Source organism: Ornithinibacter sp. (assembly GCF_035443565.1).
Classification (GTDB): Bacteria; Actinomycetota; Actinomycetes; order Actinomycetales; family Dermatophilaceae; genus Fodinibacter.
The window spans coordinates 1-7,412 of sequence record NZ_DAORSO010000113.1; the positions used below are offsets into that span (position 1 = coordinate 1).

Consider the following 7,412-nt stretch of genomic DNA (forward strand, 5'->3'; position numbering starts at 1 on the left):
AGACGGGGACCCGCACCATCCGCCGGGTCGCCCTGGGTGCGGACGGCTCACCCCGGGCGACGACGACGTGGGTCGACGACCTGCCCGGTCACCCCGACAACATCTCCCTCGGTAGTGATGGTCTGGTGTGGGTGACCATCGCGTCGCCGACCGACCCGGCCCTGCGCATCCTGCAACGCAGCCCTGCGCTGGTGCGCGGCCTGGTGCGCCGCGCGCCGGAACGGCTCAAGCCCACCCCGAAACGCACCGCCCGGGTGCTGGCCCTGGACAGCGACGGGCGCACGGTGCACGACCTGGCCTTCGACGCCACGCACTGGCACCTGGCGACAGGGGTGCGCGAGCACGACGGTCGGGTCTGGCTCGGCAGCCTCGTCGAACCGGCGATCGCGTGGTCAGACGCGCTCGTGGACCACTCGTGACCAGCCGTCGTGCACCTCGCGGCTGACCTCGACCCAGTCGGCACGGGCCCATGACGGGAACCACGTGTCACCCTCGGGCTCGGCGTCGACCTCGGTGATGACCAGCCGCTGGGCGAAGGGGAGGGCGAGCTCGTAGATCTGGGCTCCGCCCGCGGCGAACACCTCGTCGCCGGGCCCCGCCAGTGCGAGCGCATCGGCGAACGAGTGCGCCGTCTCGACCCCGGCGTGGTGCCAGGTCGGGTTGCGGGTGATCACGATGGTGCGGCGGCCGGGCAGGGCGCGACCGATGGAGTCGAACGTCGCACGCCCCATCACCAGGGTGTGGCCGAGGGTCGTCGCCTTGAACTGGGCCAGTTCGCCGGGCAGGTGCCACGGCATCCCCCCGCGGTGCCCGATGACGCCGTTGCGGGCGACGGCGGCGATGATCGTGAGGCGGGTCATCGGGTGCTCCTCAGACGGCGATGGGCGCCTTGATCGACGGATGGGCCTGATAGCCCTCGAGCTCGAAGTCCTCGAGGTCGTAGTCGTCGATGCCGCCCCTGCGGGTGATGTGCATCGTCGGGAGGGGGAACGGCTCGCGGCTGAGCTGGAGGCGGGCCTGGTCGAGGTGGTTGGAGTACAGGTGGGCGTCGCCCAGGGTGTGGATGAAGTGTCCGGGGCGCAGGTCGGTCTGCTGGGCGACCATCATCGTCAGCAGGGCGTAGGACGCGATGTTGAACGGGACGCCGAGGAAGATGTCGGCCGATCGCTGGTAGAGCTGGCAGTCCAGGTGGGCCGGGCCCCCGTCGGCGGCAGGCCTGACGTAGAACTGGAACATCGTGTGGCACGGGGGCAGGGCCATGTCGTCGACGTCGGCGACGTTCCAGGCCGACACGATGTGGCGGCGCGAGTCGGGCGAGGTGCGGATCGACTCGATGACGGTGGCGATCTGGTCGACGGACCGTCCGTCGGGCGTGGGCCAGGACCGCCACTGGTGGCCGTAGACCGGCCCGAGGTCGCCGTTCTCGTCGGCCCACTCGTCCCAGATCGAGATGCCGCGATCCTGGAGCCAGCGCACGTTGGTGTCGCCGCGCAGGAACCACACGAGCTCGCCGATGATCGAGCGCAGGTGCAGCCGCTTGGTCGTGACGACCGGGAAGCCCTCGGCCAGGTCGAAGCGCATCTGGTAGCCGAAGACGCTGCGGGTGCCGGTGCCCGTGCGGTCGCCCTTGTCGACCCCGTGGGTCATCACGTGGTCGATGAGGTCGAGGTACTGGCGCACGGTGGTGACGATACTCGGCTGGCCCAGTCGTGATCCCTCGCCACGTGCTGCCTCCGCTTCACCACTACCCTTGGGGCCATGACGAGCTCCCCCTTCGGCCGTGTCCTGACCGCGATGGTCACCCCGATGACGGCGGACGGTGAGGTCGACCCGGCGGGTACCGACGCCCTCGTGGACCACCTCCTGGCCACCGGCCACGACGGCATCGTCGTCAACGGCACGACCGGGGAGGCCTCCACGCTCACCGACGACGAGAGCGTCGAGATGATGCGCCGCGTCAAGGAGCGCGCGGGGGACCGGGCGGCCGTCGTGGCGGGCGTCGGCTCCAACGACACCCGGCACGCGGTGCACATGGCCCGACGGGCCGCGGACGTCGGCGCCGACGCGCTGCTGCTCGTCAGCCCCTACTACAACAAGCCCACCCAGCCCGGGCTGATCGCGCACTGCCACGCGGTGGCGGACAGCACCGACCTGCCGGTCGTGCTCTACGACATCCCGGGGCGCACCGGCATCCCGTTCACCACGCCGACGCTCATCGACCTGGCCGACCACCCGCGCATCGTCGCCGTCAAGGACGCCAAGGGTGACCTCGCGGCATCCACGAAGGTCATGGCCGCCACCGACCTGCTGTGGTTCAGCGGCGAGGACGCCCTGACCCTGCCGCTGCTGGCCATCGGTGCCGTCGGCACCGTCTCGGTCGTCGGTCACGTCGCCGGTGCGCAGTACGCCGCGATGATCGCCGCCGTGGACCGTGGCGACCTGACCGAGGCGCGCCGCATCCACGAGGCTCTCATCCCGATCGTCGATGCCATCATGACGCCGAGCCAGGGGGCCATCATGGCCAAGGCCGCGCTGGTGGAGCTCGGCGTCATCGCGTCGGCGACCGTTCGACTGCCCCTCGTCGAGAGCCCCGTCGAGCACCTCGAGGCGCTGCGCGCCGCCCTGGCGACGCTCCCCGGCATCCTGGATCGATGAGCCACCCGCACCCCGAGCTGCAGGCTCCGGGGCCGCTCGCGCCCGGTGGCGTGCGGGTCGTCCCGCTCGGTGGGCTCGGCGAGATCGGGCGGAACATGACCGTGGTCGAGCACCGCGACCAGCTGCTCGTCATCGACTGCGGGGTGCTCTTCCCCGACGAGCACCACCCCGGCATCGACCTGATCCTCCCCGACTTCGAGTACCTCGAGGGTCGCCTCGCGGACGTGCAGGCCTTGGTGCTCACCCACGGTCACGAGGACCACATCGGTGCGGTGCCCTACCTGCTGCGGCTGCGCCCGGACCTTCCGGTCATCGGCTCGACGCTGACCCTGGCCCTCGTCGAGGCCAAGCTCAAGGAACACCGCATCACGCCGGTGCTGCGCGTGGTGCAGGAGGGGGAGCGCCTCCAGTTCGGCGAGTTCGACTGCGAGTTCGTCGCCGTCAACCACTCCATCCCCGACGCCCTCGCCGTGGCGGTCCGCACCAGCGGGGGGACGCTGCTGCACACCGGGGACTTCAAGATGGACCAGCTGCCGCTGGACGGTCGGCTGACCGACCTGCGCGCGTTCGCCCGGTTGGGGGAGGAGGGGGTCGACCTCTTCCTCACCGACTCCACGAATGCCGAGGTGCCCGGGTTCACCACCCCGGAGCGGGACATCTCCTCCGCGATCGACAAGGTGTTCAGGCACGCCGAGCGGCGGATCATCGTCGCGTGCTTCTCCTCGCACGTGCACCGGGTGCAGCAGGTGCTCGACGCCGCCGAGAAGGCCGGTCGCAAGGTCGCCATGGTCGGCCGATCGATGCTGCGCAACATGGCGATCGCCGCCGACCTGGGCTACCTGCGAGTGCCCGACGGCATCCTCGTGGACGTCAAGTCGCTCGCGGACCTTCCGGACGACGAGGTCGTGCTCGTCTGCACCGGCAGCCAGGGCGAGCCGATGGCCGCCCTGTCCCGCATGGCCAACCGCGACCACCGCATCGACGTCGGCCCCGGTGACACCGTGCTGCTGGCCTCCTCGCTCATCCCGGGCAACGAGAACGCCGTCTACCGGGTGATCAACGGCCTGATGCGCCTCGGCGCGAACGTCGTGCACAAGGGCAACGCCAACGTCCACGTCTCCGGGCACGCCAGCGCGGGGGAGCTGCTCTACTGCTACAACATCGTGCGCCCGCGCAACGTGATGCCGGTGCACGGCGAGTGGCGGCACCTCGTCGCCAACGCCGAGCTCGCGGTCGCCACCGGGGTGCCGCGGGATCGGGTGGTCGTCGCGGAGGACGGCGTCGTCGTGGACCTCGTCGACGGGGTCGCCTCGATCGCCGGGGCGGTCCCCTGCGGGTACGTCTACGTCGACGGGGCCTCGGTCGGTGAGGCCGACGACGCCCTGCTGAAGGACCGCCGCATCCTCGGGGACGAGGGATTCGTCTCGGTCATCGTCGTCATCGACGCGAGCACGGGTGCGGTCGTCGCAGGTCCGGAGATCACGGCCCGGGGGTTCATCGAGGCGCAGGCGCGCTTCGACGAGGTCGTGCCCCAGCTCGTCGAGGCGCTGGCCAGGGCCACGGCGGACGGAATCACCGACACCTACCAGCTGCAGCAGGTGATCCGGCGGTGCGTCGGGGGCTGGATGGGCCGCACGATCCGGCGTCGCCCGATGATCATCCCCGTCGTCATCGAGTCCTGAGTCTCACCGCGCCCACAGGTCGACCACGAGGGCGGTCCGGGGACGCGCGTGAATGTCGTGGGAGTGCCGCGTGTGACACGTGTGTCTCGTGTGACCGTCGCGTAGCCTGCGACCATGGCGACTCGTACGTCCTCCTCCGCGCGCGGCCGAACTCCGGCGTCGCGCCCCGCAACCCGCCGGCCGGCGCCCCGCTCCCGCAAGGGAAGCGGAACCGCCCGCTCGGGTGGCCTGCCCCTGCCCCTGCGCGCCGTGCAGGCCACGTGGATGGGGCTGGCGAGCGCCACCGGATCGGTCGCCCGCAAGGTCGGTGCCTCGGGCCGCGACCTCGAGCCCGAGCACCGTCGCGACGGCCTTGGCCTGCTGCTCATCGCGCTCGCCGTGGTCGTCGCGGCCCGCGAGTGGTGGGGGATGACCGGCGCCGTGGGCACCGTCGTGCACGCCGTCGTGGCCGGGACGTTCGGCAAGATCGGCTATGCCGTGCCGATCGTGCTCCTGCTGTTCGGCATCCGGATGCTGCGCGCACCCAAGGACGACCCGGCGACCTCCCGTGCGGCCGTCGGCACCACGGCGCTGGCCTTCGCGGCATGCGGGCTCGCCCACGTCGCCGCCGGCATCCCGACGCCGCCCGAGGGCGCTGACGGCATGCGTGCCGCCGGCGGCATCATCGGCTTCCTCGCCTCCAGCCCGCTCGAGGCAGCCGTCTCCGTCTACGGCACCGTTCCCCTGCTGCTGCTCCTGGGCCTGTTCGGGCTGCTCGTCATCACCGCCACCCCGCTGCACCAGGTGCCCGAGCGCCTCCGCGAGACCCTCGACCGGCTCACCGGCCACCACCGCGACGACACCGACGAGGTCGCTGCCCCGGCACCACGGCGGCGCCGCAGCCGCGCCGACCTCGAAGCCGACGGCACCCTGCCGGGTGACGAGGCGTTCGAGCAGGCAGCCGTCGTCGACCCCGTCACCGGCAAGCGCCTGCGCCCCGGGCAGCGCCGGCCCGCGGCCGCACCTGCCTCCGCCGCCGGCTCGACCCGGCCGGCCGCGACGACGCCGGCCACGGCAGCCCCTCGCGCCCCTGTCGTGGAGAAGGTCACCCTCGAGGCGCCGCCGACGACACCTCTGCCCCAGCGGGTGGAGCAGCTCTCCCTCGCCGGCGACGTCACCTACACCCTGCCCGACAACGCGCTCCTCGAGCCCGGCAGCCCGCACAAGGCACGCAGCGCAGCCAACGACGCCATCGTCGAGGCGCTGACGACGGTGCTCGACCAGTTCGAGATCGACGCCCAGGTCACCGGCTTCAGCCGTGGCCCGACGGTCACCCGCTACGAGGTCGAGCTCGGCCCCGGCATCAAGGTCGAGCGGGTCACCGCCCTCTCCAAGAACATCGCGTATGCCGTCGCCTCGGCCGACGTGCGCATCCTCAGCCCGATCCCCGGCAAGTCCGCGATCGGCATCGAGATCCCGAACACCGACCGCGAGAAGGTCAGCCTCGGCGACGTGCTGCGCAGCCAGGTGGCGCGCACCAGCGAGCACCCGATGGTGATGGGCGTCGGCAAGGACGTCGAGGGCGGCTACGTCATCGCCAACCTCGCGAAGATGCCCCACCTGCTCGTCGCCGGCGCCACCGGCGCGGGCAAGTCGAGCTTCGTCAACTCGATGATCACCTCGATCCTCATGCGGGCCACCCCCGATGAGGTGCGTCTCGTGCTCGTGGACCCCAAGCGGGTCGAGCTGACGGCGTACGAGGGCATCCCGCACCTCATCACCCCGATCATCACCAACCCGAAGAAGGCCGCCGAGGCCCTGCAGTGGGTGGTCCGGGAGATGGACACCCGCTACGACGACCTCGCCGCGTTCGGCTTCAAGCACGTCGACGAGTTCAACAAGGCCGTCAGGGCCGGCAAGGTCACCCCGCTGCCGGGTTCCGAGCGGGTCATCAGCCCGTACCCCTACCTGCTCGTCGTCGTCGACGAGCTGGCGGACCTGATGATGGTCGCCCCGCGTGACGTCGAGGAGTCGATCGTCCGCATCACCCAGCTCGCCCGTGCGGCCGGCATCCACCTCGTCCTGGCGACCCAGCGGCCGAGCGTCGACGTCGTCACCGGCCTCATCAAGGCCAACGTCCCCTCGCGGATGGCGTTCGCGACCTCCAGCGTCACCGACTCGCGCGTCGTGCTCGACCAGCCGGGAGCCGAGAAGCTCATCGGTCAGGGGGACGCGCTCTTCCTGCCGATGGGTGCGAGCAAGCCGATGCGCGTGCAGGGTGCCTGGGTCACCGAGTCGGAGATCCACGACGTCGTCAAGCACGTCACCGACCAGCTCAAGCCGCGCTACCGCGACGACGTCACGGTCACCGCACCCAAGAAGCAGGTCGAGGACGACATCGGCGACGACCTCGACCTGCTGCTGCAGGCGACCGAACTCGTCGTGACGACCCAGTTCGGGTCGACCTCGATGCTCCAGCGCAAGCTACGCGTCGGCTTCGCCAAGGCCGGTCGCCTCATGGACCTGCTGGAGTCGCGTGGGGTCGTCGGCCCGTCCGAGGGCTCCAAGGCGCGCGACGTGCTCGTCAAGCCCGACGACCTGCCGACGACGCTCGCGCTGATGCGCGGCGACGACGTCCCCGAGACCTTCGACGCCGCCCCGGCCGCCGTCACCGACACGTCGACCGACGACACCTCCGAGGTGCCGGTGGTCGGGTACGGCGGGGATGCCGTCGCGGCGGAGCTGGACTCCTACGCTGCGGCCCCCGAGTGGAACGACGAGGACGGCGACCAGGACGCGTGGGAGCTCACCGGGCGCCGGTGACGTGCTCGGCCCCAGGTCGGAGAATCCGGGGCCGCAGGACAGGTCGAGGAGTCAAGACTGGCCCGGGATCGAGCGATGTCGTGCCCGTGGTGCGATCTCTCGACTGGATCCTGCGCCTGTGGCATCCCGTTTCGCGCGTGCCGTTCACACCGGGGGTGTCAACCGCGCGGCAGTTCGCGCTCTTGGCATCCCTTCTCGCAAGCAGCGATCACGCCGGGCGGGTAGCCGAGCCAGCTCGGCCGGGGTGCTGGGCACCACGACGGTGAGCTCGAC

General features: G+C 71.3%; 5 protein-coding genes and 1 pseudogene. 4 read left to right on the forward strand and 2 right to left on the reverse strand.

Annotation, left to right across the window (positions count from 1 at the left end):
- Window positions 1-419, forward strand: a pseudogene (locus PLL68_RS10950) (SMP-30/gluconolactonase/LRE family protein); the annotation flags it as partial.
- On the opposite strand, the gene PLL68_RS10955 reads toward PLL68_RS10950, so the two are convergent.
- Window positions 393-860, reverse strand: coding sequence for a dihydrofolate reductase (locus PLL68_RS10955; protein WP_324534014.1), 468 nt, complete (start codon window positions 858-860; stop codon window positions 393-395). The pseudogene PLL68_RS10950 and the gene PLL68_RS10955 overlap by 27 nt on opposite strands.
- A 10-nt stretch (window positions 861-870) precedes the next feature.
- A complete protein-coding gene (locus PLL68_RS10960) occupies window positions 871-1,680 on the reverse strand; it encodes a thymidylate synthase (RefSeq protein WP_324534016.1) in 810 nt (269 codons plus the stop codon).
- A gap of 78 nt (window positions 1,681-1,758) precedes the next feature.
- Here PLL68_RS10960 and dapA point away from each other — a divergent pair, with 78 nt between their 5' ends.
- From dapA to PLL68_RS10975, 3 genes are all read left to right on the forward strand, one after another.
- Window positions 1,759-2,655 carry a 4-hydroxy-tetrahydrodipicolinate synthase gene (gene dapA, locus PLL68_RS10965; protein WP_324534018.1) on the forward strand — a complete coding sequence of 299 codons (897 nt, stop codon included), beginning with the start codon at window positions 1,759-1,761 and terminating at the stop codon, window positions 2,653-2,655.
- Window positions 2,652-4,337 carry a ribonuclease J gene (locus PLL68_RS10970; protein WP_324534020.1) on the forward strand — a complete coding sequence of 562 codons (1,686 nt, stop codon included), beginning with the start codon at window positions 2,652-2,654 and terminating at the stop codon, window positions 4,335-4,337. Before dapA ends, PLL68_RS10970 begins: the two co-directional genes overlap by 4 nt.
- 114 nt (window positions 4,338-4,451) lie before the next feature.
- Window positions 4,452-7,139: an FtsK/SpoIIIE family DNA translocase gene (locus PLL68_RS10975; protein ID WP_324534022.1), complete on the forward strand. Its 2,688-nt coding sequence runs from the start codon at window positions 4,452-4,454 to the stop codon at window positions 7,137-7,139.
- Window positions 7,140-7,412: the final 273 nt, after the last annotated feature.